This is a genomic window from Polaromonas sp. YR568 (genome assembly GCF_943369675.1).
GTDB lineage: Bacteria > Pseudomonadota > Gammaproteobacteria > Burkholderiales > Burkholderiaceae_C > Polaromonas.
Genome location: NZ_CALROB020000045.1, coordinates 15,541 through 39,063, shown reverse-complemented (window position 1 = coordinate 39,063; position 23,523 = coordinate 15,541). Strand labels below are relative to the sequence as shown.

Sequence of the window (23,523 nt, the reverse complement as noted above, 5' to 3'; positions counted from 1 at the left end):
CTACCCCTCACGGCCGATACGCATCGTCGTGCCCTACCCGGCCGGCGGCGGCATCGACGTGATCTCGCGCGTGATCGGCGAGCGCCTGGGCCGCAGCCTGGGCCAGCCCGTGCTGGTCGACAACAAGCCCGGCGGCGGCACCATCCTGGGCGCCGACTTTGTCGCCAAGGCGCCCGCCGACGGCTACACGCTGATGGTCACCACCGACGCGACCATGACCATCAACCAGCACCTGTACGCCAAGCTGCCTTACGACCCGGTGAAGGACTTCGCGCCCATCACGCAGCTGGTGCTGCTCAATCAATTGCTGCTGGCCAACCCGGCCGTGCCGGCCACCAACCTCAAGGAGTTGATCGCCTACGCCAAGGCCAACCCCGGCAAGCTCAACTACGCGTCTTACGGCAGCGGCAGCCAGCCGCACCTGGCTATGGAAATGCTGAAGGCCCAGGCCGGCATCGACATCGTGCATGTGCCCTACAAGGGCATTCCGCAGGCCGTGCCCGCCGCGCTGGCCGGCGAGGTGCAGCTGACCTTTTCGGGCGCGGCCTCGTCGCAGGCTTTCATCAAGGCGGGCAAACTGAAAGCCTTGGCCGTGGGCGGCAAGACGCGCATGCCGCTGCTGCCCGACGTGCCGACATTTACCGAGTCGGGCTTCCCGGACGTGCCGTCGAATGCCTGGTTCGGCCTGTTCGCCCCCGCCGGCACGCCGCGCGACATCGTGATGAAGCTGCATGCCGAAGTCACGCGCATCCTGAAAGACCCGGAGTTCGTGCAAAAGGAAATCGTCGCCAAGTCCTATGACCTGGTGGCCAGCACGCCCGAAGAGTTCGCCGCCTTCCTGGTCGCCGACAGCGTGCGCAATGCGCGCGCCGTGAAGATCTCCGGCGCCAAGGTCGAATAGTCTTGAGCGCAACGCCCATCTGGCGCGGCTACGACCAGGCCGAACTCGACCGCCAGTACAACAGCCGCGGCAGCGTGCCCGACGTGACGGTCTACCTGCGCGAGTACGCCGAACGCAGCGCGGCGGCCAAGGCCTCACTGGCCTGCATGGAAAACATCGCCTACGGCCTGGGCGATGATGACCGGCTGGATCTTTTCCCCGTGCCCGGCGCGCGCGGCCCGTCGCCGGTGATCGTGTTTCTGCACGGCGGCGACTGGCGCGCGCTGTCGAAAGACGACAGCGCCTTTGCCGCGCCTGCCTACGTGGGCGCCGGTGCGATGTATGTCGCGCTGGATTTCACGCTTGTGCCCCAGGCCACGCTGCCCGAAATGGGCGCGCAGGTGCGCCGCGCCTTGTACTGGCTGTGGCAGAACGTCGCGCTGCACGGCGGCGACCCGTCGCGCATCCACATTGCCGGGCATTCCTCGGGCGCCAACCTCGTCGGCCAGGTCCTGATGACCGACTGGGAACGCGAATTCGGCGCGCCGGCCGATCTCGTCAAAAGCGCCTGCTTCATGAGCGGCCTGGGCGACCTTGAGCCGGTGCGCCTGTCCTTCCGCAATGAAAAGCTGAACCTCACGCCCGAGGTGGTGGCCGAGGTCTCGCTGCTGCGGCGCGGCGCCGTGGCGCGCTGCCCGCTGCTGGTGGCGGTGGGCGGCAACGAGACCGAAGACTATTTGCGCCAAAGCCGCGAGGTCACCGACTGGTGGGCAGCGCGCGGCGCGCCAGCGCAACTCATCGCGCCGGCCGGGCGGCACCACTTCGACGCGGTGCTCGAATGGGCGGACCCGGCGAGCGCACTGTTCAAGGCGCAGCTCGCGTTGCTGGGCCTGGCGAAGTGAAAGGTCCCGCCGTCTGGCTGGACATGGACCAGGCCGAACTCGACGCGGCCTACAACCAGGCCGCTTATGCGCCCAATGCCGCCGAGGTGCTGCAGCGTTATGGGGTGCGCAGCGAGGCCACGCGCGCCGCGCTCGGCGAGCCGCTGCGTTTTGCCTATGGCGACAGCGCGATCGAGGGGCTGGACGTTTACCCCACCCGCGCGCCCGACGCGCCGATCGCCGTCTTTCTCCACGGCGGCGCCTGGCGCTCGGGCCGGGCACGCGACTACGCCTTCCCCGCCGACGTGCTGGTGCCCGCCGGCGCACACCTGGTCGTGCCCGACTTCGCGGCGGTGCAGGACGTGGAAGGCAGCTTGGCACCCATGGCCGAACAACTCAGGCGCGCGCTGGCCTGGGTCCATGAGAACGCGCAACGCTTCGGCGGCAATCCCCAACGCATCCACGTGCTGGGACATTCCTCAGGCGCCCACCTGGCCGGCGTGATGCTGACCACCGACTGGGCCGGCCGCTTCGGCCTGCCGGCCGACCTGATCAAAGGCGGCCTGTGCTGCAGCGGCATTTTTGACCTGAAGCCGCCACGGCTTTCGGCGCGCAGCAGCTATGTTCGCTTTACCGATGAGATCGAAGAGGCGCTGAGCCCGCAGCGGCACCTGGCGCTGCTCAATGCGCCGCTGCTGGTCGCCTACGGCACCTTGGAGACGCCTGAGTTCCAGCGCCAGTCACGCGACTTCGCTGCGGCCGTTGCGACGGCTGGCAAGCCGGTGCAGCTGCTGGTGGCCGAAGGGCGTAATCATTTTGAAATCGTTGAAAGTTTGGGGCAGCGTGATGGACTACTGGGCGGCGCCGTGCTCAAGCAGATGGGATTGATATCTACTTGAGACCTTGAGTATTCGGGTTTGTCTTCGGCTGTTCGGTATTCCGTCCCCACCCCCTTGTGGATGCGCCGAGGAGCGCGGGGCCAGACGGATCAGGGCAAAAACTTGTTTGAGCGAAGCGAGTTGTTTTTGACCCCGGCTGGACCGAGCACCGCAGGCTGCCCCGGAGCGAAGCGAAGGGGACGCAGGAACCAGGGTCGCCTTTTCTTTTGCTTACTTTGCTTTTGGCGAAGCAAAAGAAAAGTGAGTTGCCGCCGGGCAACCCCCGGCCAGCAAGCCCACGCAGGGGACGCACCGCCGGAGCAAGACCCGGCATCACTACTGCGGCGGAGGCAGCACGCCATCCAGGCTGCTCGCGTGCTGCTGGCAAAACAGCACCAATTTCTCCACATCTTCCGATTTGTCGAACACCTCATCCGCCCCCAGCTCGCGGCAGCGCAACAGAATGTTCTCCTGGCTGTGGCTGGTCAGCACCACCACCTTCTGGCCGGGTTTGCGTTGCTGGCAGTCCTTGAGTACGCCGAAGCCCGAACCTTCGGCGAGGAACAGGTCGACGATGGCCAGGTCCCAGTCTTCATGGTCGTGCAGCCACAGGCGGGCGCCGGTTTCGGAGTCGGCATGGCCGACAAAGCGCAGCGGCGCGATTTCTTCCATGGCCTCGACCAGGGTTTTGCGTATGTCCGGCTTGTCCTCGACAAGAAACGCGTTGATGACCATGAAACTCCCCGAAGTGAATCAGCGACCTTAGCCCGCGTCCGCGGGCCGGCCTGTCGTCGGGCGTCATCGGGGTGCGTAGGCTCAATCCCACTTTAGGGCAGGGGCCGCTTCAAAGCCGTAACTTCGGGTAAGCCGGGTTAAAAAACGCTAACAGGGCGTCAACCGGCCGCCGGCCGGTCACCCGAAGGCGATCAGTGGTGGTGGCCGTGCTCGCCGTGGACGTGGCGGTGGGAAATCTCTTCTTCCGAGGCGGCGCGCACGTCGGTGACCTTCAGGGTAAAGCGCAAGGCTTTGCCGGCCAGCGGGTGGTTGCCGTCCAGCATCACGGTGTCGCCCTTGATCTTAATGACGTTGAAGACGTGCTGGCGGCCGTCCGCGCCACGGCCTTCAAGCTGGCCGCCGACCTTGACCCCGGGCGGAAACTGCGTGCGCGGGATGGTCTGCACCAGGCTTTCGTCGCGCAGGCCGAAGGCGTCCTGCGGCTCCAGCGCCAGCACGGTCTGGAAGCCCGGCTCCTGGCCGTCCAGCGCTTCCTCGATCTTGGGCAGGGTATTGCCGTAGCCGCCGTGCAGGTAAACCATGGGCGCGCTGCTTTGTTCGACCAGCTTGCCCTGGGCGTCCGCCACCTTGTAGCTGAGGGTGACTGCGGTGTCTTTTCCGATTTTCATGGTGGGTGTTCCGGGGTGTCCGGGATGCGTCAAAAACGCTGATTTTCGCCCAGGCCGCGTTCAGGGGCCGGATGACGCCGGATCGCCCGGTATTGGCCCCTCGGTGCGTGGGGGTTTGCGGCCGGCCGCAGGCGCCGGTGAGCGGTATCCGTAGAATCATGCAACATGATAAGTTACATGAAATCAAGAGGCCGGCTTTCGGCCGTCCTGCATGCCCTGCTGCACATGGCCCACCGCGGCGCGCCTATGACCTCGGACGAACTGGCGGCCTGCCTGCGCAGCCATCCGGTGGTGGTGCGGCGCACCATGGCGGGCCTGCGCGAGGCCGGCTTCGTGGTGTCGGAACGCGGCCACGGCGGCGGCTGGGTGCTGGCGCGCGACCTGGCTTCCGTCACGCTGCTGGACGTGCAGATGGCGCTTGGCGACGCCGCGCAAGCGGACGGCGAGGCCCCGCATGCCGACGGCTGCGTCATCGAGCAGTCGGTGCAACGCGCGCTGGCCGGCAGCCTGCGCGAGGCCGAGGCCCTGCTGATGAAGCGGCTGGGCGAGGTCACGCTGGCCGACCTGTCGGCCGACTTCAACCGCGCCATGGCCGCCCATGCCGGCCACGCCACGCATCCCCATTCCCCGGAGGCCGGCCATGCTGCATGACGCCATCATTGTGGGCGGCAGCTTTGCCGGCCTGTCCGCAGCGTTGCAACTGGCCCGCGCCAGGCGGCATGTGCTGGTCATCGACGCCGGCCTGCCGCGCAACCGCTTCGCGTCGGAGTCCCACGGCGTACTCGGGCATGACGGCAAGCCGGGCTCACAACTGCTGGCCGAGGCGCGGCAGCAGTTGTTGGCTTACCCCACGGCCAAAGTTTTCAGTGGCCGCGTGAGCCGTGTTCAGACGGGTGAAGCGAGTTTTGTCGTGGAGGCCGAAGAGGGCCTGCGCTGGTTCACCGGCCGCCGCCTGCTGCTGGCCACCGGCGTGTCGGACGTATTGCCCGGCATACCCGGCCTGAAGGCGCGCTGGGGCAAGACGGTGGTGCATTGCCCGTATTGCCACGGCTATGAAATCGGTGGCGGCGCCGTCGGTGTGCTGGGCACCGGCCCCATGTCGGTTCACCAGGCGCAGATGTTTGCCGACTGGGGCGATGTGACGCTGTTTACGCAAGGTGTGGTCGAGCTGTCGCCTGAAGAGCATGGGCTGCTGGCTGTGCGCAAGGTCAGGGTCGAGCCAACTGCCATTGCCGAGCTGGAGGGCGCGGCGCCGGCGCTGGACGGCGTACTGCTGCAGGACGGCCGGCGTGTGGCGATCAAGGCCTTGCTGGTGGGCACGCAGGTGCGCATGGCCAGCCCGCTGGCTGAAGCGCTGGGCTGCGCGTTTGACGACTCGCCCTTTGGCCCCATCGTGCGCATCGATGCCTGGGGCACGACCAGCGTGGCCGGCGTGTATGCGGCCGGCGACATGGCACGCGTGCCGCACAGCATCACCTTCGCCATGGCCAGTGGCGTGGCCGCTGGCATCAGGCTGCATTCCTCGCTGATCACGGAAGACGCGCAAAGCGCAGAAGCTGCCGCAGCGTAAACAGAAGGGCCGCCGGCTGGTTAAAGTGGTTGAAAGAGGCTGGAAAGCCCTCAATTGTCTCTTTCCACTTGTCCATTTTTTTGCAGACGCCAGCCATGAAACCGCCCGAGATCGAAACCATTGAACTGCTGCCCGCCGTCGCCACGCCGCGCCAGCTTTTTGTGCTGCTGCATGACGCGGGCGGCACGGCCGCCGACATGCTGGAGCTGGGCAACCTGCTGGGCGGGGCGTTTCCTGAAGCCGCCGTACTGATTCCCGAAGGCTTGAGCGGCCCGCATGCCGATGCGGCGGGCGCCGCCGCGGCCGGGCTGGACGATGCGGCCGCGCTGGCCGCGCGTGTGGAAGCGCTGGCGGCTTTTGTGCGCGCGCAGCAGCAGCGTTTCGAGATCCTGCAGTCGGACACCGCGCTGGCCGGTTTCGGCGCGGGCGCCAGCCTGGCGCTGGCCTTCAGCGATGCGCACGACGGCCTGGCGGGCAGGCTGCTGTCCTTCGGCGGCGGCTACCAGGTCTGGCCGGCCCGCGCGCCCACGCTGACCACCCTGCACCTGCTGCACGGGCAAAACGACGAGGTGGTGCCGCTGGCGCGCACGCGCAGCGATTTTGACCACCTGATGGAGCTGGGCGCCGACGCAACGCTGGACGTGGCCCGCTCGCTGGGCCATGAGCTGCATCCGGCGCTGATGGACCAGGCCGTGACGCGGCTGCAGACCTGCGTGCCTTTACGCGCGTGGAAGGCTGTGTAGGCGGCTTTTTATGAATTGCAGGATTGGAGCGGCTTGCCTGCGAGCTGCAGCTTGAGTGCTTCCAGCTTCGCCTTGGTCGCCGCATCCGCCGCCGGCAGCTTGAGCATCTGGCCGCGCGCTTCGGGCCGCTCTTGCACCACCTTGGCGGTGCGCACGCCGCGCGTGGCGGCTTTGGCGAGTTCGCGCTCGGCTTCGGCCTGCGAGCTGTAATGGCCCAGCGAAAGGCCGGGCCCCAGGGCGGGGTTGACCAGCGCTTCAAACGACACGCCCAGGCCGCGCAGCTCGGCGCGTTTTTTGGCGAGGGCGTCTTCGCTGGTGTACTTGCCCATGTAGACGATCCAGCGGCCGGGCTCCACGCCGCTTTCCAGCGTCCAGCTGCCGATGGGCAGGGTGCTTTCCAGGCCGGTGCGCAGGGCGGTGCTTTGTTCGGGGGTGAAGAGGCCGGCTTGCAGGCATTCGGGGGCGGGTTGCGCCGCAGCCGTGGGCGCGGGCGCGTTTTCGAGCTGGCGCGCGTCGGCGGCCGTCAGCAACTGCATGGCTTCGGGCCGGATCTGCTGGGCCAGGCGCTGGGGCTCGGCCTGGGCCGCCGGGGCATAACCGTAGTCGGCCAGCAGGCCGTGCGTCCAGGCGAAGTAGCCGGCGTTGGCCAGCAGCAGCACCAGCGCCAGCAGCCTCAGCATGGGCGCGCGCCTTGCGCTGGCGGCGCGGCCACGGGCCGCACGCTGACTTCGGAGCTGGTGATTTCTTTCATGCCAGCCGCAGTATGCACCAGCAACGCGCCGTTTTCGCCGGCGCCGTGGGCCGTGCCGGTGGTGCCGTCGGACAGCTGAACCGCCTTGCCGGCCAGCACGTCGCGCGCCGCGAAACGCGCCTGGAAGGGCGCAAAACCGAAGCGCTCAAAAGCCTGCACCGCCTGCACCAGCGGCGGGATGATGCGCAGCAGCACGGCCGGCGCGTCGAACTCCGGCAGCAGTTCCTGCAGGCCGCCCGGCGGAACGCCGGGCACGGCTGTTGCCGGTGCGGCGGGGTCCAGCGCCACGGCACGGATGTTGATGCCTATGCCGATGACCACGTAGCGCAGGCCTTCCCAGCTGGCGGTTTCGACCAGGATGCCGGCCAGCTTGCGCTCGCCCTGCGATGTGGACAGCCAGAGGTCGTTGGGCCATTTAAGGCCTATGCGGGGTTTGCCGCCCTGCGATGGCGTGAAGGGTTCCAGGCTTTCCGCCACGCTGATGCCGGCCACCAGCGACAGGCCCGACCAGTCGGTGGGCGCCAGCGGCAGGCCCAGCGAAAAAGTCAGGCTGTCGCCGCGCCGGCTTTGCCACTGGCGGCCCAGGCGGCCGCGGCCGGCGGTCTGCTGCTCGGCCACCAGCAGCAGCGGCTCGGGGCGGGGTTCGGCCGTGGAGCTGCCGCGGAAGCGGCGCATCAGCTCGGTGTTGGTGGAGTCGATCTCGGGCAGGACCTCCACCGTGAAGCCCGGCAGCAAGGGCGCCAGGGCCTCCCAGAGGGCCTCGGCGGGCCAGCGGATGGGGGATGGGAGGGGAGTGCTCATGAAAAGCTCAGAGGCTGGACCTGGCCGGTCGCGGGGGCCGGGCCAGGGAACAGGTGAAAGACCGGCTCAGTCCTTCTTTTTCTTCTTGGGCTTTTTGTCGGCTTTTTGAGCGGCCTTCTTTTCAGCCTTCTTTTTGTCAGCCTTGGCTTCGGCCTTTTTATCGGCCTTCTTGCCGGACTTCTTCTTGCCCTTGGACTTCTTGTCGTCATCCTTGGGCGCCAGCAGCGTGCCGCGGCAGTTCTTGGCGCCGCACCAGCAGGGGTATTCGGCCAGCAGCTTCTTGGTGTAAGGCGCGTCGATGATCAGGCCGTAGTCGTAGAACAGCTCTTCACCGGCCTTGATGTTGCGCAGCGCCTTGATGAAGACGCGGCCGTCGTTCTCGTCGGCTTCGCAGTTGGGCTTGCAGCTGTGGTTGATCCAGCGCGAGGAATTGCCGCCGTGCTTGGCGTCGATCACATGCTCTTCGTCGATGTGGAAGTAGAAGGTGTGGTTCGGGTCCTTGGGGTCGTGCGGGTGGCGGCGCAGCGCTTCCTTCCAGTTGATGATCTCGCCGATGTATTCGATGAGGGTCTCGCCTTCGGCCAGGTCCTGCACGGCGAAAACGCCCTTGCCGTGCACGCCGGAGCGCCGCGTCTGGATGCGCCGGCCGTCGGTGGCGGGCGCCGGTGCGGAGGGCTGGGAAGAATGCGGCGCGAGGGGCGCGGAAGCCTGGGTTTTTGACACGACGTATTTTTTTGGTATGGTTAATTCATGCATGTGCGCGTGCGTGCGCATGCGTGCGCACCCGCGCGCGTACATGCGCGAGAAGCCGCTATTGTAGTGACGCATCGCGATGCATCCCCTGGAGACCCCTTTATGTTCAAGCGCCGAGACCTGATACAGACGACCGCCGCCCTTGTGGCCGGGCTGGGCCTGCCGGCGTGGGCCAAGGGCGGCGAAAGCCCGCTGCCCAAGGTCGGCAGCACCCTGGTGTTGCCGCCTGTCGCGCTGCTGGACGGCAGCGCCTGGAAGCCCGCCGATATGGCCGGAAAGACGCTTGTGGTGTACTGGTGGGCCAGCTGGTGCCCTTTTTGCGCCGTACAGTCGCCCCATATAGAAGCCCTGTGGCGGGCGCAGAGAGCCCAGGGGCTGGAGGTGCTGGCGCTGTCCATCGACAAGCAGCCGGCCGCGGCAGCCGCCTATATGAAGGCCAAGAATTACAGTTTCCCCGCCGGCATGCTGACCCCCGAAGTGGCCAGGCGCCTGCCCAAGCCGGTGGGCCTGCCCGTGGTGGTGGTGCTCAAGGTGTCGGCGGACGGCCGTGACGGCAAAGTCGTATTCGCTGAAAGCGGGGAAATGTTCCCTGAAGATGTAGAAGGTTTGAAGAAGTACTTATGAAAACCCTGGTGATTGCAGAAAAACCCTCGGTCGCGCAAGACATTGTGCGAGCGATCACGCCCACGGCGGGCAAATTTGAAAAGCACGACGAGTACTTCGAGAGCGACGAGTGGCTGGTCACCTCGGCCGTGGGCCACCTGGTCGAGATCCAGGCGCCGGAAGAATTCGACGTCAAGCGCGGCAAATGGAGCTTTGCCAACCTGCCGGTCATTCCGCCCTACTTTGACCTCAAGCCGATGGACAAGACCAAGACGCGGCTCAATGCCATCGTCAAGCTGACCAAACGCAAGGACGTCAGCGCCCTGGTCAACGCCTGTGACGCGGGCCGCGAAGGCGAGCTGATTTTCCGGCTGATCCAGCAGTACGCGGCCAGCAAGCTGCCGGTCAAGCGCCTGTGGCTGCAGTCCATGACGCCGGCGGCGATCCGCGAGGGTTTTGACAGCCTGCGCAGCGAAAAGCAGATGCAGGGCCTGGCCGACGCGGCGCGTTCGCGCTCGGAAGCCGACTGGATGGTCGGCATCAACGGCACCCGGGCCATGACGGCCTTCAACTCGCGCGACGGCGGTTTCTTCCTGACCACCGTGGGCCGCGTGCAAACGCCGACGCTGTCGGTGGTGGTCGAACGCGAGGAAAAAATCCGCAAGTTCGTGAGCCGCGACTACTGGGAAATCCACGCCTCCTTCCTGGCCGAAGCCGGCGAATACCCGGCCAAGTGGTTCGACCCGAAATGGAAAAAAGCCGCGGCCAATGCCGACAACACCGAGCCCGACGCCGAGTTGAGGGCCGACCGCGTCTGGTCCGAGCGCGAGGCGCTGGCGATTGCCGAGGCCGTGCGCGGCAAGGCCGCCACGGTGACGGAAGAAAGCAAGCCCACCACGCAGGCCGCCGGCCTGCTGTTTGATCTGACTTCATTGCAGCGCGAGGCCAACGGCAAGTTCGGCTTCTCGGCCAAGACCACGCTGTCCATCGCGCAAAGCCTGTATGAACGCCACAAGGCGCTGACCTACCCGCGTACCGATTCGCGCGCGCTGCCCGAAGACTACCTGCCGGTGGTCAAGCAGACCTTTGAAATGCTTGCCGCCAGCGGCATGAAGCACCTGGCGCCGCACGCGGCCACGGCCATCAAGGGCAACTACATCAAGCCCAGCAAGCGCATCTTCGACAACGCCAAGGTGAGCGACCACTTTGCCATCATCCCCACGCTGCAGGCGCCCAGCGGCCTGAGCGAAGCCGAACAGAAACTCTACGACCTGGTGGTGCGCCGCTTCATGGCGGTGTTCTTCCCCAGCGCCGAATACCTGGTGACCACGCGCATTTCGCAGGCCGTGGGCCACAGCTTCAAGACCGAAGGCAAGGTGCTGGTCAAGCCGGGCTGGCTCGCGATCTACGGCAAGGAAGCCGCCGACGAAGTGGCCGACGCCAAGGACGGCGACAAGGGCCAGAGCCTGGTGCCGGTCAAGCCCGGCGAGATGGTGCGCGCCGAAACGGTCGAGGCCAGGGGCCTGAAGACCCGCCCGCCCGCCCGCTATTCGGAGGCCACGCTGCTGGGCGCGATGGAAGGCGCCGGCAAGACCATCGACGACGACGAGCTGCGCGAAGCCATGCAGGAAAAAGGCCTGGGCACGCCGGCCACGCGCGCCGCCACGATTGAAGGCCTGATCGCCGAGAAATACATGCTGCGCGAAGGCCGCGAGCTGATCCCCACGGCCAAGGCTTTCCAGCTCATGACGCTGCTGCGCGGCCTGGGCGTGGAAGAGCTCTCCAAGGCCGAACTCACCGGCGAGTGGGAACACAAGCTCGCGCAGATGGAGCACGGCCAGCTGAGCCGTGAAACCTTCATGGCCGAGATCGCCGCCATGACGGAAAACCTCGTCAACAAGGCCAAGGGCTACGACAAGGACACGATTCCCGGCGACTACGCCACGCTGACCGCGCCCTGCCCCAACTGCGGCGGCGTGATCAAGGAAAACTACCGCCGCTACACCTGCACCGGCAAGCACGGCGACGATGGCTGCGGCTTCAGCTTCGGCAAGACGCCGGCCGGCCGCACCTTCGAGGTGGCCGAGGTCGAGCAGTTCCTGCGCGACAAAAAGATCGGCCCGCTGGACGGATTCCGCTCCAAGGCCGGCTGGCCCTTCACCGCCGAGATGGTGATCAAGTTCGACGAAGAGACGAAAAACTACAAGCTCGAATTTGATTTCGGCGACGACAAGAACGGCGAAACCGGCGAGATCGTCGACTTCGGCGAGCAGCAGTCGCTGGGCCCCTGCCCGCGCTGTGCTTCGCGCGTGTTCGAGCTCGGCAAGAACTACGTCTGCGAAAAGTCCGTGCCCACGCTGGCCCAGCCCACGCCCAGCTGCACCTTCAAGACCGGCCAGGTGATATTGCAGCAGCCCATCGAGCGCGAACAGATGCACAAGCTGCTGGAGACCGGCAAGACCGACCTGCTCGACAAGTTTGTGTCTATGCGCACGCGCCGCCCCTTCAAGGCCATGCTGGCCTGGGACAAGGAGGCCGACAAGGTCAACTTCGAGTTCGCACCGTCCAAGTTCCCGCCGCGCAAACCGGCGGCCGCCAAGACCGGCACGGTGAAGACGCCTTTCGGCAAGACGGTGGCGGCCAAGGGCGCCACGCCGGCAGCGAAAAAGGTGGCGGCCAAAAAAGTCGCGGCCAAGAAGACGCCCGCCGCCAAAACCGCCAAGCCGAAAACGCCGCGCGTCGCCAAGCCGGGCGCAGGCCTCAAGCCCAGCGACGCACTGGCCGCGGTGATAGGCGCCGAACCGGTGGCGCGCACCCAGGTCATCAAAAAGCTCTGGGACTACATCAAGGCCGAGGGCCTGCAGGACGCGGCCAACAAGCGCGCCATCAACGCCGACGCCAAGCTGCTGCCGGTGTTCGGCAAGCCGCAGGTCACGATGTTTGAGTTGGCCGGCATTGTGGGTAAACACCTGACGGCGGAATAAGAGCCGCCGCGCGCCGGCTGCCATCAGGCCACCGGCTCGGGCAGCTGACGCAGCGCATGCAGCTGCGAGCCAAAAATCACGATCGCCTGCAGCGCGAAGCCCACCAGCGCCAGCCACAGGCAGGCGGCTTCGCCCAGCGATGCGCCCACCACCCCGCCCAGCGCCGCGCCTATGGGCCGCGAGCCGGCGTTGACGGCCAGGAACACGGCCGAGACGCGGCCCAGCATGGCGTGGGGCGTGATGCTCTGGCGCAAGGTGGTGGAGGTGATGGTCCAGACGATGGGCCCGACACCGAACAGGAAAAACGACAGGCCCGCCAGCATGCCGCTGGGTGCGAACAAGGTGGCCACCATGGTCGCGGCGGCCAGCACCGACACGGCCGGGCCGAGCTGGATGGCGCGGCCGAAAGGCATGGCCGCCACAATGCGCTGCGACAGCAAGGCGCCCAGCACCATGCCCGCGCCGTACGCGCCCAGGGTGATACCCACGCCCTGCGCCGTCAGGCCCAGCACGCGCACCGCGTAAGGCACATAAGCCGCCTGCAGCACAAACCAGGCGATGTTCCAGACGATGCCGGCGAGCACCATGGGACGCAAATAAGGCTGGCGCCAGACAAATTGCGCGCCGTCGCGAATCTCCAGCAGTGCATGGCGGCCCACGGCTGGTGTGCGGGCCGGCTCGTGCAGGCTGAACAGCAGGCCCGCGGCCGAGGCCGACAAAATCGCCGCCAGCACAAAGGCCGCCGATGCACCGGCCCAGGCCACCAGCGCCCCGGCCAGCGCCGGCCCGGCCGCGAAGGCCATGCTGCGTGCCAGCTCCAGCCGGCCGTTGGCGCGCGCCAGCAGCGTGCGCGGCACGATGGCCGGCACCAGCGCGGGAGCGGCCACACTGAAGCAGACAGTGCCCACGGCGCCAATAAAACCCAGCAGCGCCAGGCCGGCGATCGACAGCTGGCCTGTCAGCACCATGGCCAGCAGCGCCAGCAAGGACAAGGCGCGCAGGGTCTCGGCCGCCACCATCAGGCGGCAGCGCGAGACACGGTCGGCCAGCAGGCCCAGGGGAATCGACAGCAGCAGGAATGGCAGGGTCTGCAGCGCCGCCAGCAGGCCGATCTCACCGGGCCCGGCGCCCAGCATCAGCACCGCGACCAGCGGCACGGCGGCCAGGCTCAGTTGTTCGGCGGATTGGGCGGCGAGGTTGGACCAGGCCAGGCGTTGGAAAGGAACAGGGAGTGGGGTGTGCATGGGTGAGCGGTGTGAGGCTCACATTCTGCCCGTGGCGGCGTTGTTGCGCTGGCCGTTACCGGACTTGCGATGGGCTTGGTGCGGTCTCAGTGCAACTGCAAGGCGGGCCAGCCGCGCTTGCCGCCGATCGCCGCCAGCGTCGCGTCGGCGTTCACCGTCACCGGGTGCTTCACGGCCTCAAGCAGCGGCAGGTCGTTGATCGAATCGCTGTAGGCCGTGGTTTTGCAGTCCTTGAAGCGCAGGCCGCGCGCCGTGAGCCAGGCGTGCAGGCGCTCGACCTTGCCTTCGCGCATGTTGAGCACGCCGGTGGTGCTGCCGGTGAAGCGGCTGCCCAGCATCTCGGGCTCGGTCGCGATCAGGTGCTCGATGTCGAAGTAGATCGCCGTGAGTTCGGTGATGAAGCGGTTGGTGGCCGTGGTCATGACGACCAGGTCACCGGCCTCCAGGTGCTTGTCGACCAGGGCGACGGCGGCCGGCGTGATGCGCGGCACTATCCGGTCGGCCAGGAATTCCTGCCGCAGCGGCTCCCACTCTTCGGCCGTCCGCCCGGCCAGCGTGCCCACGTAAAAATCGGCGAACTCTTTCAGGCCCACGGTGCCGGACTTGTAGCGCGCCGCCATGTCGGCATTGCGCGCGGTGAACTCGGTGCGGCCCAGCACACCCTTGTCGATCAGGAACTCGCACCACAGCACGTCGCTGTCACCGTTGAGCACGGTGTGGTCCAGGTCGAAGAGGGTGAGCTTCATGAGGTCACGCCTGCCGGAGGTGCCAGGCTTTCGGCCTTGTGAAGGTTTGTATGCCGTAGGTCGACAAGGTCAGGCCCACGCCCGAATCGCCGTAACCGCTCCAGGGCAAACGCGGGCTCACGCGGTCGCAGCAGTTCCAGTAGACGCTGCCGGCGTTGACCTGGGCCAGCAGGGTCCTGGCGCGCGCTTCGTCGGGCGTGAAGACGCCGGCCGTCAGGCCGTAGCGTGTGTCGTTCATGAGCTTCACGGCCTCGGCATCGCCCGAGACTTTCTGGATGCCGATCAGCGGGCCGAAGCTTTCCTCGCGCATCAGTTCCATGCTGTGGTTGACGTTGCTGAAGACCGTGGGCTCGTACCAGTTGCCGGGCGCGGGGCCGCGTTGGCCGCCGGCCAGCAGGGTGGCGCCCTTGGCCTTTGCGTCGGCGACCTGGGCGTCCAGCACATCCAGCTGCGGCGCGCGTGTGATGGCGCCTATATACGTGTCCTCGCCCATGGGGTCGCCCATCTTGAAGGTCTTCACCGTTTCCAGGAAGGCGGTGACGAAGGCGTCGTAAATCTTTTCGTGCACATAGATGCGCTCGACCGAGCAGCAGCTCTGGCCGGTGTTGTACATCGCGCCGTCGGCCAGCGACTCGGCGGCGTTCTTCACGTTGGCGTCTTCGGTGACGTAAGTCGGGTCTTTGCCGCCCAGCTCGAGCTGCAGCTTGACCATGCGCGGGCCCATGGCCTGCGCGATCTTCGCGCCGGTCGCATAGGAGCCGGTGAAAAAGAGGCCGTCGATCTGCTGCTCCATCAGCGCCGCGCCCACCGCGCCGCCACCTATCAGCGGAATGAACACGTCCTGCGGCACGCCGGCCGCATGCAAGAGGCGCGCAATCGCCACACCCGTCATGGCGGCGTACTCGGAGGGTTTGTAGAGCACGGCGTTGCCGGTCAGCAGCGCCGGGATGAACACATTGCCGCCCACAAACCAGGGATAGTTCCAGGCCGAGATGTTGGCGACCACGCCCAGCGGCGTGTGCTCGATCTGCTCGGTCATGCCGCCTTCGTTGAACACGGTTTGTGTACCGGTGGCGCCGGCGGCTTCGGCCAGGAAGAAGTCGATGCGGCCCAGCAGGCCGTTGAGTTCGTTGCGCGACATCTTCAGCGGCTTGCCGGTCTCGCGCGTCATGACGGCGGCCAGCGCGTCAAGCTCGGCAACAATACCGGCGCGAAAGCGCGTGATGCAGGCCTGGCGTTCGGCCAGGGGCACGGCCGCCCAGGCGGGTTGGGCGGCGCGCGCGCGCTGCGCCTGGGCGGCGACGGAGGCCGCGTCGTCGGCGGGCAGGCTGGTGATCAGTTCACCGGTGGCGGGGTTGTGGACGGCGAGGGTGTTCATGCTTGTTTTGCCTTTTCTTTGTCTTTGTGTTCTTTGTGTTTGGCGGCGGCCACGGCCGTGAGGAAATCGTCGAGCACAGCGGCGTCGTCAATCGTGTCGGAGCCGGGTTTGTGGAATTCGGGGTGCCACTGGGTGGCGGCGATATAACTTTTGCTCTTGTCCTTGCGACGTATGGCTTCCACGATGCCGTCGTCCACGCTGAAGGCTTCGGCTTCGAATTCGGGCGACAAATCCTTGATGCCCTGGTGGTGGATGCTGTTGACGCGCACGCGCTCCACGCCGGGGTACATCGCCGACAGCCGCGACCCCTGGACGATGTTGACGCTGTGGAAGTTCTGGTCGTAGGTCACGGCGTCGCGGTGCACAAAGGACTCGGGCACCTGCGTGTTGATGTCCTGGTACAGCGTGCCGCCGAAGGCGACGTTGAGCAGCTGCAGGCCGCGGCAGACGCCGAAGACCGGCTTGCCGGCTTTTTCAAATGCGGCGACCAGGGCCTTGTCGTATTCGTCGCGCACGCGGTCGCCCGACCATTTTTCTTCCAGCGGTTCTTCGCCGTAGCTGCCGGGCCAGACGTCGGCGCCGCCGTGCAGCACCAGACCGTCCAGCCACTGCGCATAGTGCTCGTAGGTGACGTCGCCGCGCTGCGTGCTGCCCGTGGGGCAGGGCACCATGACGACCATGGCACCGGAAGACATCAGCCAATGCGCGATGGACTGCTCGACGTACTGCAGCGTCTTGCCGGTGAAGAAGGAGCGTGTTGGGTCGGCATGCGAGAAGCAAGCCGACAAACCGATTTTTAAACGACTGGCGGCGATCACAGGGCTGCCTCGAACAAACGCTGGAAGTCTTCGGCCTTGCAGGGCCGGGGATTCGTCTGGTGGCAGATGTCGGCCGTGGCGATCTCGACAAGGCGCGGCAGGTGTTCGGGCTTGACGCCGTGGGCCGACAGCGGGCCGGTGATGCCCACGCTTTCTTTCAGTTGCTTGAGCCAGGGCACCAGGGCCTTGCCGCCGCCGGCCACGCCGCAGACGTGGGCCAGCTCGTCGAACTTGGCGGGTGCGGACTCGTAGTTCCAGGCCAGCACGGTGTCAATCATCAGCGCGTTGGCCAGGCCGTGGTGCAGGTCGCAGACGGTGCCCAGCGCATGCGCACACGAATGCACGGCGCCCAGGTCTTTCTGGAAGGCGATGGCGCCCATCATGGAGGCCATCATCATGTCGCTGCGTGCCTGCAGGTTGGAAGGCTCCTTCACAGCGGTGAGCAGCGCGCGGGCCGCGATGCGCGTGCCTTCGAGCGCGATGCCGTCGCACAGCGGGTGATAGGCCGGCGAAAGATAGCTTTCGATGTTGTGCGTGAGCGCGTCCATGCCGGTGGCGGCCGTCACATGCGGCGGCAGGCCCAGCGTGAGTTCGGGGTCGGCGAACACCACCTTGGCCAGGATCTTGGGGCTGAACACCACGCGCTTGATGTGTGTGTCGTTTTCGCTCACGACCGAGGAGCGGCCGACTTCGGAGCCGGTGCCCGAGGTGGTGGGCAGGGCCACGAAGTAGGGCAGCTCATTGACGATGGGCCGCACCTGCGGGTGGTCCCAGACGTATTCGAGGATGTCGCCCTCGTGCGTGGCGGCAATGCCGACCACCTTGGCCACGTCCAGCGCCGCGCCGCCGCCGAAGCCGATCACGCAGTCGGCCTTGTGCGCCTTGTACGCGGCCGCGCCGTCCATCACCTGGCTGCAGGTCGGGTTGCCGAAGACGCCAGAGAACACGGCCACGTCCAGGCCGGCCAGGTGGGTTTTGAACTCGGCCAGCACGGGCAGTGCGCCCAGGGCCTTGTCGGTCACGATGAGCGGGCGCTTGCAGCCGGCTTCTTTCAGGGTGTCGGCGACGAGCTTGCGCGCGCCGGCGCCGAAACGGATGGCGGTGGGGAAGGAGAAGTTGGTGATGCTCATGGGGTGTCTTTTTTGGGTTCAGTGGGCGGGGGTCAGTTTTAAATACATGTGCTGCTTGCCGAAGGGTACGCCGTCCACGCGGATGGCGTCGGGCTCAATGCCGAAGGCGGCAAAGCCGGCGCGTTCATACAGGGCGGCGGCCTGCCGGTTGCCTTCGGTCACCGTCAGGATCAGCAGCGCCAGGCCTTCGGCTTTGGCCGCCTGCACGACGGTGTCGACCAGGGCCTTGCCCAGCCCGCGGCCACCGTACTCGGGCGCGACGTACATGGCGACCAGCGTGGCCTTGTGGCGGTTCTTCAGCCGGGTTTCGCGCGTCATGCCGACCACGCCGGCCAGCGTGCCTTCCACGAAGGCGCCCCACATCACGGTATCCGACGTGGGGGACAAGCGCTTTTCGGTCTCCGCCAGCGCGCGCAGGTTTTCCTCCTCGAAGCTGGAAGTGAAGGCGTCCGCGTGTTCACGCAGGCCGCGCAGGCGGAATTCGCGGTAAACGGCGGCGTCGGGCACGGCGAGCCTGCGGATCAGGATGTCAGATGATTTCAAAATAGCGTTTCATTTCCCAGTCGGTGACGGCGTCCAGCCATTGGCGCCATTCCCACTCGCGCGTGGCCGCGAAGTGGTCCACGAAAGTATCGCCCAGCCAGTCGCGCGCAATCGCCGATTTCTGGAAGATTCGTGTGGTTTCGATCAGCGTGCGCGGCGCGCGCGGAATGTGCTCGGCGCCGGCGTTGGTGCCGGTGATGGGCGCGCCCAGCTTCAGGCCTTTTTCGACGCCGTGCAGGCCGGCCGAAATGACCGCCGCCATCGCCAGGTAGGGGTTGACGTCGGCACCCGGGCAGCGGGTTTCCAGCCGGGTGGCCTTGGGGCTGCCGGCGATCACGCGAAAGCTGGCGGTGCGGTTGTCCATGCCCCAGGTCGGCTTGACGGGCGCCCAGAAGCCGTCGACCAGGCGCTTGTAGCTGTTGATGGTGGGCCAGATCATGGGGCCGAACTCCATCATGCAGGCGACCTGGCCGGCGACGTAGCTTTCAAAGACCTTGCTCATCTTGCGCGGGTTTTTCGCGTCGTAGAACAGGTTGTTCTTGCCGTCGGACAGGCTCTGGTGGATGTGGCCGCTGCAGCCGGGCAACTGCTGGTGGGGCTTGGCCATGAAGCTGGGCATGATGCCGAAGCGCGAACCGATTTCCTTGGCGCCGGTCTTGAACAGGATGGCGCGGTCGGCCTGCTCCAGCGCCTCGCTGAAGGCGATGGCGACTTCGTAGACGCCGGGGCCGGTCTCGGTGTGCAGGCCTTCAATCGGGATGCCGAAGGCCAGCATCTCGTCCATCAGGGCGTTGAAAAACCCCTGGTTCTGGTTCATGCGCAGCAGCGAATAGCCGAACATGCCGGGCGTGAGTTTTTCCGCCCCCACGCCGTTCTTGGCGGCCCAGCTTTGCGGCGTCTCCAGGAAGTTGAACCACTCGAACTCCATGCCGGTCATGGGCATCACGCCCATCTTCTCGGCGCGCTTGAGCACGCGCTTGAGCGTCTGGCGCGGGCAGACGGCATGCGGCGTGCCGTCGGCGTTGACGAACTCGCCCAGCACAAACGGCACCTTGTTGTCCCAGGGCACGTGGCGCAGGGTGGCCAGGTCCAGCCGGGCCAGCGCGTCCGGGAAACCGTGCTGCCAGCCCGTCACCGAGGCGTTGTCGTAGCAGTTGTCCATCATGTCCCAGCCCAGCACCACGTCGCAAAAGCCGAAACCGCCGGCGGGGTAGGGCTCGGCCGCGCCGAAGAACTTGTCCTTGTGCAGGTACTTGCCGCGCAGCACGCCGTCGATGTCGCTGACGGCCACCTTCATTTTGTCGGCGCCCGATTTGCGCAGCGCGTCCAGCACGCCGCGGGAGGCGTTGGCGGTGGGTGTTTTTTTGGCCATGGTGGTGGTTTGCCTCGTGGTTCAGGTAGGGGCGCTTGCCCGGTGTTTTTCGGCCAGGCCAATGGCGAATTCTTCTTCGGGCGAGAGGATCAGGCGGTGCCGGCCCATCAGCGCGAAGTAGCTGACGCCGATGGCAAACCACAGCGCGACCCACAGCACGCCGACGCGGTAGACCGGGTCGCTGAGCTGGAAGTAAATCGTGACCAGCGCGATCAGCAGGGTCAGCACGGCGCCCGGCACGCCCAGCGGGCTGCGGTAGGGCCGCTCCATGTTCGGCAGCTTGCTGCGCAGCCGCATGAAAGACAGCGCCTGCATGACGTAAGAGAACATGGCGCCGAAGACGGCCATGTTCAGCAAGGTGCCGCCAATCACGGCCGAGCCTTTGTCCACCCCCAGCGAAAACCAGAGCACGAACATGACGGCCAGCGCCACGACCGAGCCGACGATCATGGCGATGTGCGGCGTCTTGCGGCTGCCGTGCGTGACCGACAGCGCCGAGGGGAAGTAACCGGCCCGGCTCAGCGAATAGATCTGCCGGCCCTTGGCGAAGATGATGGTGTGAAAGCTCGCCACCAGGCCCAGCACCGCCACCAGCGCCAGCACCTTGGCAATGCCGTCGCCGTAGATCGCCTTGAAGCCGTCCAGCAGCGGCTCGGCCGAGGTGCTGAGCGCGTGTGAACCAATGCCGGCGACTGAGGGGTTAAGCCAGAGGATCATGAAGGCCGAGACGATCAGCGTGAAGATGCCGGCGATGATGCCGCGCGGCATGTCGCGGCGCGGGTCCACCGACTCTTCGGCGGCCAGCGGCAATTGCTCGATGGCCAGGAACAGCCAGACGGCAAAGGGCAGGGCCGCCAGCACGCCGCCGAAACCCAGCGGCAGGAAGGGGCCGCGGCCCTCGGGCAGCACGGCGCCGCCGGCGCCCACGTTCATGGCCCAGCGCGCGAAGTCGATGCGCGGAAAGGCGCTGACCCAGAAGGCCACCAGGCAGGCCAGCGCCAGCAGCGTGACGGCCAGCGTGATCTTGAAGGACAGCTCGACGCCGATGATGTTCAGGCCGATGAAGACGATGTAAAAACCTATCCACCACAGCGGTTGCCAGGCCGGCGGCGTGCCGAAGATGCTGCCCATGTAGCTGCCGATGAAAAACACGATGACGGCCGGCGTCAGCACGTATTCCACGTTCTCGGCCAGGCCCGTCAAAAAGCCGCCCCAGGGCCCCATGGCGGTGCGGGCAAAGGAATAGGCACCGCCGGTGTGCGGCAGCGCGGGCGACATTTCGGCCAGCGAAAAGGTCAGCCCTAGGTACATCACGGAAATGATGATGGTGGCCAGCAGCATGCTGCCCCAGCCGTTGGCCAGGCCAAGGTTCCAGCCCGCGAAGTGGCCGGAGATCACGGCGCCCACCCCGAGCGCCCAGAGCGACCAGACGCCGGCATAGCGGCGCAGTCCCCTCTTTTCAAAGTAGCTGCCGTCGACTTTTGCGTACTGGACGCTGGAACGCTCTGACATGGTGACTCCTTAGGAGAAGTTGCAGTTGCAGACTTGGGGGCCCGGTCGGGTCCTGCTGCATCCTAGGGCGCGGGCGGGTGGGCTGAAATCCCATTTCGGCAAGTTGGGCGGATGGCGTGCTTGCGAAGTGGGCGAAAGTAAGTCGAACTGTTTCAAAGCGTAGCTTGCACGCGGCACGAATCCTGCAAGAATGCGCCGATGGCACATCCTTCTGATAACGCCCCACCGGCTCTGTTGTCCCGCGCGTCGTTCGCGGACGTGGACGAGCAGGCGGCTGCGCTCACGGGGTGGAACCAGAGCTACCTGCAGCTTTCGCGCGGTGCGTTCGGCGGAGAAGTGCGACAGCTTGAGTTCGCGGGCTTGCGGCTCTTTGTGGAAAGCCTGCGGGAGTCGGTCTACCAGATCGGCCGGATCCGTGAAGGTGCGTTGGCCCTGGGGCTGCCGCTGCAGGTCGAGGGGCCCAGTGTGTTTTGCGGCGGGCCCAGCGACGCCGGGGCGCTGCATGTGTTTTCGGGCGCGTCCGGTTTTGAGTTCCGTTCCTCCCGCCGCCATGTGATGCTGGGGCTGGAGCTTGATGAAGCTGCCTGGCGCCGCTGCGGTGAGCACGATCCGGCGCTGCAGGCCCGGCTCGGTGCGCAGGCCGGCTTGCGCCGGCTGGATGGCGCCGCCCAAGCCGGTCTCAGGCAATGCCTGGTGGGGGTGCTGGATACGGTGGAGGCCGCCCCTGCGCTGCTGCAGTCGCCCGCCGTGCAGGCCGCCATGCTCGACACCGTGATGGAGCAACTCGGCCGGGTTCTTGCACCGACGGGTTGCGTCGATTCTGTCGGCACTCATGGGCATTGGGCGCTGACACGGCGCGCCCGCGAGCTGGTGCATGCGCAACTCGATCAACCGCCCACGGTGCTGGCGCTGTGCGAGCAACTCGGTGTGAGCCGGCGAACCTTGCAAAACGGTTTTCAGACGGCGCTGGGCATCAGCCCTTTGGCCTATCTGCGCGCCGTGCGCCTGAATGCCGCCAGGCAGGCGCTCAAGACCGCTACGTCTGTGACGGCGGCGGCAACCGACCTGGGGTTTTGGCATTTTGGTCATTTCGCGCACGACTACCAGCAAATGTTTGGCGAACTGCCTTCCGAGGCATTTCGCCGAAGTCATTAGGCCCCCACGGTCCCTCACTTCGTGTAGCTCCCTGCCCTCCGAGGGGGCCGCTGCGCCTGCGGCCCGGCAAAGCCGGTTCCGCGGCCCCTGCTCGGTTTAAGAGTTCAGGGGATTCAACCAGCGGGGGCCGAGGGTCCGGCTTTGCCGGCCCCAGGCGCCGTCCCCTTGAGGGGAGAACAGGCTACACGCAGTGAGCCTGGACAGGGGTGGCTCTTTATCCAGCCGGCGCGGCGGAGGTAATGCCCATGTCCTGCAAGGCGCCCGCCACGGCCTGCACCGCCTGCGCCATCTCGTTGGGGCCAATGGCGCCTATGCAGCCTACCCGGAAAGTTTCCACCTGGGTGAGCTTGCCGGGGTATAGGACAAAGCCGCGATCTCTTGCGGCGGCATAGAACTTCTTGAACTCGTAGCGGCTATCGGCCGGCGCGTGGAAGGTCACGATGATGGGCGCCTGGATGGCCGGGTCCAGGAAGGGCTTGAAGCCGAGCTTTGCCATGCCGTCTATCAGCGTGCGGTAGTTGCTTTCGTAGCGGGCCAGGCGCGCGGGCTGGCCGCCCTCTTCCTCGAACTGGGCAATCGCCTCGGCCAGCGCCACCACCACGTGGGTGGGCGGCGTGAAGCGCCACTGCGTGGTTTTTTCCATGTAGGCGTACTGGTCGTGCAGGTCCATGGCCAGCGACTGGCTGCGGCCGGCGCAGCCCTCCAGCACCGCCTTGCGGATAAACACAAAACCCATGCCGGGCACACCCTCCAGGCACTTGCCGCTGGCGGCGACCAGCGCGTCAAAGTGCACCTTGCGCGCGTCGATCTCGATCGCGGCGAAAGAACTCATGGCGTCCACCAGCAGGCCCTTGCCATGGGTTTTGCAGACGTCGGCCACTTCCTGCAGCGGATTCAGCACGCCGGCGCCGGTCTCGCAGTGGATCAGCATGACGTGGGTGATGCTGGTGTCGGCTTCCAGCATGGCGTCCAGCGCGGCGGGGGAGACCTGCGCGGCTTCGTCAAAAGGCATGACGGTGCAGCGCCGGCCCATCAGCGTGGTCAGTTTGGCCGCGCGTTTGCAGTAAGCGCCGTTGTCCATCACCAGCACGTGGCCGTCGCGCGGCACCACGGTGGCCACTGCCGCCTCCACGCTGAAAGTACCGCTGCCCTGGAGCGGCACGACGACGTGCGAGTCCTGGCCGTGGATGACGGCCAGCAGGCTTTTACGCACGCTGGCCGTGACGGCGTTGAAATCGCTGTCCCAGGAACCCCAGTCTTTCAGCATCGCTAGCTTGGTGCGCAGCGTGGTGGTCAGCGGGCCGGGCGTCAGAAGGATTTTGTCTCTATCCATGGTGTTGTCTCTTTATGGGCAAGTCGCGAGGAACGGTAAGCGGGG

General features: G+C 66.4%; 23 protein-coding genes. 9 read left to right on the top strand and 14 right to left on the bottom strand.

All coding sequences use genetic code 11. The annotated features are described in order from the left end of the window. The 3 genes from ACLV8F_RS20350 to ACLV8F_RS20340 form a co-directional block, all read left to right on the top strand. Positions 1 to 901 (top strand): tripartite tricarboxylate transporter substrate binding protein (locus ACLV8F_RS20350; RefSeq protein WP_411886019.1); only part of this gene is annotated, 901 nt, incomplete at its 5' end. 2 nt (positions 902 to 903) lie between these two features. Next, positions 904 to 1,782, top strand: coding sequence for an alpha/beta hydrolase (locus tag ACLV8F_RS20345; protein ID WP_411886018.1), 879 nt, complete (start codon positions 904 to 906; stop codon positions 1,780 to 1,782). Next, positions 1,779 to 2,660, top strand: a complete 882-nt coding sequence (locus tag ACLV8F_RS20340; RefSeq protein ID WP_411886017.1) for an alpha/beta hydrolase — start codon at positions 1,779 to 1,781, stop codon at positions 2,658 to 2,660. Before ACLV8F_RS20345 ends, ACLV8F_RS20340 begins: the two co-directional genes overlap by 4 nt. Positions 2,661 to 2,975: 315 nt before the next feature. Here ACLV8F_RS20340 and ACLV8F_RS20335 read toward each other — a convergent pair whose 3' ends face one another. Next, on the bottom strand, positions 2,976 to 3,374 hold the full coding sequence (locus ACLV8F_RS20335; protein ID WP_411886016.1) for a response regulator: 399 nt from the start codon (positions 3,372 to 3,374) through the stop codon (positions 2,976 to 2,978). 191 nt (positions 3,375 to 3,565) lie between these two features. Continuing rightward, entirely contained in the window at positions 3,566 to 4,042 is a 477-nt protein-coding gene (locus ACLV8F_RS20330; protein WP_411886015.1) for an FKBP-type peptidyl-prolyl cis-trans isomerase, read from the bottom strand. 177 nt (positions 4,043 to 4,219) lie between these two features. Between ACLV8F_RS20330 and ACLV8F_RS20325 the strand changes: the two genes are divergently transcribed. From ACLV8F_RS20325 to ypfH, 3 genes are all read left to right on the top strand, one after another. Then, positions 4,220 to 4,693 carry an Rrf2 family transcriptional regulator gene (locus ACLV8F_RS20325; RefSeq protein ID WP_411886014.1) on the top strand — a complete coding sequence of 158 codons (474 nt, stop codon included), beginning with the start codon at positions 4,220 to 4,222 and terminating at the stop codon, positions 4,691 to 4,693. Next, the gene (locus ACLV8F_RS20320; protein WP_411886013.1) at positions 4,683 to 5,612 is read left to right on the top strand and encodes an NAD(P)/FAD-dependent oxidoreductase; all 930 of its coding nucleotides are present in this window, start codon (positions 4,683 to 4,685) and stop codon (positions 5,610 to 5,612) included. The genes ACLV8F_RS20325 and ACLV8F_RS20320 overlap by 11 nt, the downstream gene beginning before the upstream one ends. A gap of 95 nt (positions 5,613 to 5,707) precedes the next feature. Then, entirely contained in the window at positions 5,708 to 6,355 is a 648-nt protein-coding gene (gene ypfH / locus ACLV8F_RS20315) for an esterase (RefSeq protein WP_411886012.1), read from the top strand. An 8-nt stretch (positions 6,356 to 6,363) separates the two neighbouring features. On the opposite strand, the gene ACLV8F_RS20310 is transcribed toward ypfH, so the two are convergent. The 3 genes from ACLV8F_RS20310 to ACLV8F_RS20300 form a co-directional block, all read right to left on the bottom strand. Next, positions 6,364 to 7,035, bottom strand: a complete 672-nt coding sequence (locus tag ACLV8F_RS20310) for an SPOR domain-containing protein (protein WP_411886011.1) — start codon at positions 7,033 to 7,035, stop codon at positions 6,364 to 6,366. After that, complete coding sequence (locus ACLV8F_RS20305) at positions 7,029 to 7,907, bottom strand: biotin--[acetyl-CoA-carboxylase] ligase (RefSeq protein ID WP_411886010.1); 879 nt, start codon at positions 7,905 to 7,907, stop codon at positions 7,029 to 7,031. Before ACLV8F_RS20305 ends, ACLV8F_RS20310 begins: the two co-directional genes overlap by 7 nt. Positions 7,908 to 7,973: 66 nt before the next feature. After that, on the bottom strand, positions 7,974 to 8,663 hold the full coding sequence (locus ACLV8F_RS20300) for an SET domain-containing protein (RefSeq protein ID WP_411886009.1): 690 nt from the start codon (positions 8,661 to 8,663) through the stop codon (positions 7,974 to 7,976). A 99-nt stretch (positions 8,664 to 8,762) separates the two neighbouring features. Between ACLV8F_RS20300 and ACLV8F_RS20295 the strand changes: the two genes are divergently transcribed. Both ACLV8F_RS20295 and ACLV8F_RS20290 read left to right on the top strand, forming a co-directional pair. After that, entirely contained in the window at positions 8,763 to 9,284 is a 522-nt protein-coding gene (locus ACLV8F_RS20295; RefSeq protein ID WP_411886008.1) for a TlpA family protein disulfide reductase, read from the top strand. Beyond that, positions 9,281 to 12,247 (top strand): DNA topoisomerase III, encoded by a 2,967-nt coding sequence (locus tag ACLV8F_RS20290; protein WP_411886007.1) that lies wholly within the window; start codon positions 9,281 to 9,283, stop codon positions 12,245 to 12,247. Before ACLV8F_RS20295 ends, ACLV8F_RS20290 begins: the two co-directional genes overlap by 4 nt. 23 nt (positions 12,248 to 12,270) lie before the next feature. Here ACLV8F_RS20290 and ACLV8F_RS20285 read toward each other — a convergent pair whose 3' ends face one another. The 8 genes from ACLV8F_RS20285 to ACLV8F_RS20250 form a co-directional block, all read right to left on the bottom strand. Then, positions 12,271 to 13,491 (bottom strand): MFS transporter, encoded by a 1,221-nt coding sequence (locus tag ACLV8F_RS20285; protein ID WP_411886006.1) that lies wholly within the window; start codon positions 13,489 to 13,491, stop codon positions 12,271 to 12,273. A gap of 86 nt (positions 13,492 to 13,577) precedes the next feature. Continuing rightward, the gene (locus ACLV8F_RS20280; RefSeq protein ID WP_411886005.1) at positions 13,578 to 14,237 is read right to left on the bottom strand and encodes an HAD family hydrolase; all 660 of its coding nucleotides are present in this window, start codon (positions 14,235 to 14,237) and stop codon (positions 13,578 to 13,580) included. A 4-nt stretch (positions 14,238 to 14,241) separates the two neighbouring features. Then, positions 14,242 to 15,615 carry an aldehyde dehydrogenase family protein gene (locus ACLV8F_RS20275; RefSeq protein ID WP_411886004.1) on the bottom strand — a complete coding sequence of 458 codons (1,374 nt, stop codon included), beginning with the start codon at positions 15,613 to 15,615 and terminating at the stop codon, positions 14,242 to 14,244. Beyond that, positions 15,612 to 16,433, bottom strand: a complete 822-nt coding sequence (locus tag ACLV8F_RS20270) for a gamma-glutamyl-gamma-aminobutyrate hydrolase family protein (RefSeq protein ID WP_411886003.1) — start codon at positions 16,431 to 16,433, stop codon at positions 15,612 to 15,614. The genes ACLV8F_RS20275 and ACLV8F_RS20270 overlap by 4 nt, the downstream gene beginning before the upstream one ends. Then, entirely contained in the window at positions 16,430 to 17,563 is a 1,134-nt protein-coding gene (locus tag ACLV8F_RS20265; protein WP_411886002.1) for an iron-containing alcohol dehydrogenase, read from the bottom strand. The genes ACLV8F_RS20270 and ACLV8F_RS20265 overlap by 4 nt, the downstream gene beginning before the upstream one ends. Before the next feature lie 18 nt (positions 17,564 to 17,581). Further along, positions 17,582 to 18,106, bottom strand: a complete 525-nt coding sequence (locus ACLV8F_RS20260) for an N-acetyltransferase family protein (protein WP_411886001.1) — start codon at positions 18,104 to 18,106, stop codon at positions 17,582 to 17,584. Next, on the bottom strand, positions 18,093 to 19,478 hold the full coding sequence (locus tag ACLV8F_RS20255) for a glutamine synthetase family protein (RefSeq protein WP_411886000.1): 1,386 nt from the start codon (positions 19,476 to 19,478) through the stop codon (positions 18,093 to 18,095). The genes ACLV8F_RS20260 and ACLV8F_RS20255 overlap by 14 nt, the downstream gene beginning before the upstream one ends. 21 nt (positions 19,479 to 19,499) lie before the next feature. Beyond that, complete coding sequence (locus ACLV8F_RS20250; RefSeq protein ID WP_411885999.1) at positions 19,500 to 20,990, bottom strand: amino acid permease; 1,491 nt, start codon at positions 20,988 to 20,990, stop codon at positions 19,500 to 19,502. Between the two features lie 198 nt (positions 20,991 to 21,188). Between ACLV8F_RS20250 and ACLV8F_RS20245 the strand changes: the two genes are divergently transcribed. Continuing rightward, the gene (locus ACLV8F_RS20245; RefSeq protein WP_411885998.1) at positions 21,189 to 22,145 is read left to right on the top strand and encodes a helix-turn-helix domain-containing protein; all 957 of its coding nucleotides are present in this window, start codon (positions 21,189 to 21,191) and stop codon (positions 22,143 to 22,145) included. A 214-nt stretch (positions 22,146 to 22,359) separates the two neighbouring features. Here the strand turns inward: ACLV8F_RS20245 and ACLV8F_RS20240 are convergent, their stop codons facing one another. Beyond that, positions 22,360 to 23,478, bottom strand: a complete 1,119-nt coding sequence (locus ACLV8F_RS20240) for a 2-aminoethylphosphonate--pyruvate transaminase (protein ID WP_411885997.1) — start codon at positions 23,476 to 23,478, stop codon at positions 22,360 to 22,362. Positions 23,479 to 23,523: the final 45 nt, after the last annotated feature.